The 3,456-nt window shown below is 31.2% G+C and carries 5 protein-coding genes; all 5 read left to right on the top strand.

What is annotated here, in order from left to right:
* Positions 1–178 precede the first annotated feature (178 nt).
* Positions 179–535 (top strand): MmcQ/YjbR family DNA-binding protein, encoded by a 357-nt coding sequence (locus AACU98_RS12435; protein WP_012367822.1) that lies wholly within the window; start codon positions 179–181, stop codon positions 533–535.
* Between the two features lie 202 nt (positions 536–737).
* A complete protein-coding gene (locus AACU98_RS12430; RefSeq protein WP_004242531.1) occupies positions 738–908 on the top strand; it encodes a hypothetical protein in 171 nt (56 codons plus the stop codon).
* Between the two features lie 284 nt (positions 909–1,192).
* A complete protein-coding gene (locus tag AACU98_RS12425) occupies positions 1,193–2,188 on the top strand; it encodes a YbgA family protein (RefSeq protein ID WP_041707089.1) in 996 nt (331 codons plus the stop codon).
* A gap of 216 nt (positions 2,189–2,404) precedes the next feature.
* Positions 2,405–2,581 carry a hypothetical protein gene (locus AACU98_RS12420; RefSeq protein WP_004247917.1) on the top strand — a complete coding sequence of 59 codons (177 nt, stop codon included), beginning with the start codon at positions 2,405–2,407 and terminating at the stop codon, positions 2,579–2,581.
* A gap of 492 nt (positions 2,582–3,073) precedes the next feature.
* The gene (locus AACU98_RS12415; protein WP_004242534.1) at positions 3,074–3,295 is read left to right on the top strand and encodes a YdcH family protein; all 222 of its coding nucleotides are present in this window, start codon (positions 3,074–3,076) and stop codon (positions 3,293–3,295) included.
* Positions 3,296–3,456 lie beyond the last annotated feature (161 nt).

Genomic DNA, 3,456 nt, shown 5'->3' with positions numbered 1-3,456 from the left:
TATGTATTGATAATAAAAATAAGTAGCAATAATAATAACAATATAGTCGGGTTCTCTCTACATTTAGCATTGTTAAATAACAAATGTATAATAAATTATTTAACAGGCTGATGCCTTAATGTTAGAGATCATGCGTTTAGTGACCAAGTTATACATCATTTTATGAGATGACCGGACAATGAATAGAAAAGAGCTTATCGAGTATATACAGAAAACATATGCCGTAATCCCCGAATATTTATGGAGTAAGTACCCTAATTATGCGGTTTTCAGACATCATAATCATTCTAAATGGTTCGCCGTCATCATGGATGTCGCTGAAAACAAGCTATTTGATACGGGTAAAAATAATAAAGTCGATGTGATTAACTTAAAAGTACCGGTGCCTTTAGTGGGGGCTCTACGCTTAAAAAAAGCAGTTTATCCCGCTTATCATATGAACAAAGAGCATTGGATTTCTATTCGCTTAGACACAGATTTTGATGATGCTGAGCTAAAATCATTAATTTCTGAAAGTTACGAACTGACGCAGTGAAAGGCTTAATACTAATAATCAATAACAAGGTGAATATAATAAAAACTTATAGTTATAAATAGAATATGTTTAGAAAAAGCATCTATTTTTGATGATAATATGACTTGGAAAAAGCAAAAGTGCACCCATGTTAAAAATAACTTTATAACAGTTTTGAATCTGTGTTTCCTTAAAGTCATTGATAGCGTCAGGTGGAGTAAAGATGAACAAAGTGGTTTATAAAGTGAGTGGACTATGGAACGAAACGTCCTTTGTAAATCTATTTATTGCAACGAATGAAAAAGAAGTATTATCTGCAATTATACTATGGGCTCAGTTTAGTGGTGCAAAAGTGGATGATTTATCTATTGAGTATTATAGTTCCGTGCATTAACACAGTGTTAACTTATTGATTAATAACTTAATTATTACTAAATATCAATCAATTTAATCAGATAGCTAATATTTGCTGTAAGTATATTAGCTATTTGCTATTCATATCTATCAATATTGTGATATCAGTGGTTAACGGCTATCCTTTCCTTTAATAATATTTTACAAACTAATTAAATGATAAACATAGTAAAAGTAGCATTATGTTACTAAGATAAATTATGAGCATAGATTTATTAATCTGATTAGTCAGGTTAGGTGATTGTTTCATATGAGGTCATAACCATGCCCAAAACTCTTATGAGTCTTAAACAAAATGATTTTACGCATAAAAAAATTATCGTAGGTATTAGTTCATGCTTATTAGGGGATAAAGTGAGGTTTGATGGTGGGCATAAATGTTGTCATCTTGCTGCTGATGAATTATCTGAGTTCTTTGAATATCAATCTACTTGCCCAGAAATGGCTATTGGTTTACCGACACCCAGACCAGCATTACGATTAGTTCAGTCTAAGACAGGTGAAGTCAGGTTAAAATTTAGTAATGGAAGTGAAGGTGACTTAACCCAATTGATGAATGATTACTCTATCGAATATTTGAGGAGGTTTAATCAATTTAGCGGTTATATCGTGTGTGCGAAATCACCCAGTTGTGGATTAGAACGTGTCCGGGTTTATGATCCAATAGGCAACGGCAATAAAAAATCGGGTACAGGCATTTTTACTGAAAATCTGAAGAGAATAATGCCGTGGTTACCTATAGAAGAAGATGGGCGGTTAAACGATCCCTATATTAGAGAAAATTTTATTACACGGGTGTTTGCGCTTAATGAGCTAAATCAATTGAAAATAAATAACTTTACTCGCCAGACATTAATTGATTTTCATACAAGATACAAACTATTGTTATTAGCTCATTCACAACCGCTTTATCGGCAACTAGGGCGCTTTGTTGCTAACAATAAAGATTGGGATTCATTAGAGACTTTCTTTGTTGAATACCGTAATCGATTTATGGCTCTATTACAACATCAAGCCACACGTCGTAATCACACTAATGTTCTTATGCATGTGCAAGGATATTTTAAGCAAGATTTAACTTCTAAGCAGCGACAAGCATTAAGCCAATTGATCTTAGAGTATCGTCAAGGAATACAACCTTTATTGGCACCATTAACATTAATTAATCATTACTTATCAGAATACCCAGATAATTATCTGAGTAAACAAAAATACTTTTATCCTTATCCTCAATCTTTAAGATTACGTTATGGTTTGTAATATATTAATTCCACTACTGTATCTATTTTTATAGAAAGAAAATAACTATTTTTAATAAGTGAATTTTATATTTAAAACAAGGGAAATAGGACTGCTTTTTGTATTTAATGCTTTGTTAATGTAAGTTAAATTATAATATTTTGTAAAAGGATGTAAGTCAGACCGTTCTGTTTATATTTTATGTCAGTATTCTTTTTTTTATAAAAAGAGGCTGATATGTCTACAATGAAAACTGAAGTCGTTGTTATTCGTTTAACCAAACAAGAGCGAGCTGCATTAGATTCAATAAAAACGATGCCATTACTTGCAGATTGGCTAAAGGAGCTAGCCCTTTCCAAATGGAAGGAGCAGGCATTACAATTAGAACAATCTAAAAATGGTCATAGTAATTAATGAAATACGAGGGTAACAATCAACAATCTTAACTAAAACCCTCGATAAAAAATTATTGAATAGATTGTTAGCTATTCTATTTCAATCAGTTAAGTTATTAGTGTTATCAAGTTACTGATTGCAAAAAGAAAAGCCCAATGTGGCGGCATTGGGCTTAGTGTCTCAAATAGATGGGTATATAAAAACTATTAGAGAACTCTTTTACTTTAATTCAAATTTATTTATAGAATTAACAATAAGTGCTTTTTGATAGAAGAATAGTGATGTTCGTATAAAATATGAGCATTTTTATCTTATCCTGTTTTATAGTCTTAAGTTAGACCAATTTCATGCAATAGTGTGTCGATATCCTACTTTGTTGTAGTTTTATGTTAATTTTTACTTGATATCGCTCTTGTTTTTCACATAAAGAGTATGACAGTGACAGCAATTTAAGGGAGACTTAAAAGTAGTATGACACTCATCACTCATTGATAATGGAAGGTAGGTAATATGTTTCCAGAATATCGTGATTTAATTGCTAAGCTTCGTCAAACTGATCCCCATTTCCGAGCCCTGTTTGAACAACATAATGAACTTGACCATAAAATTGTACGCTTAGAACACCGAGATAGGCGAGGATATGGAGAAGAAGTTGTTGAATTAAAAAAACAAAAATTACGTCTAAAAGAAGAAATACATCAGATCTTAAAAAATCCCCCAGAAGATGAGTAGCACAAATAAGTACTGTATGTAATTAATAAAATTAAATAGAAATAATAAAAGAAGGCCATATAGCTAATGGCCTTCTTTTATTATGGTTTAAAGATAATATTTCTCATGATATTTATATCTTTTGATTGTTTGTGAATAAGAACTAAAAGTTTTAATACTGT

The sequence above is a fragment of the Proteus sp. G4380 genome, assembly GCF_963885725.1.
GTDB classification, from domain to species: Bacteria; Pseudomonadota; Gammaproteobacteria; order Enterobacterales; family Enterobacteriaceae; genus Proteus; species Proteus mirabilis.
Note: the sequence above shows the minus strand (reverse complement) of the source record. Positions and strands in the feature narration are given on the sequence as shown.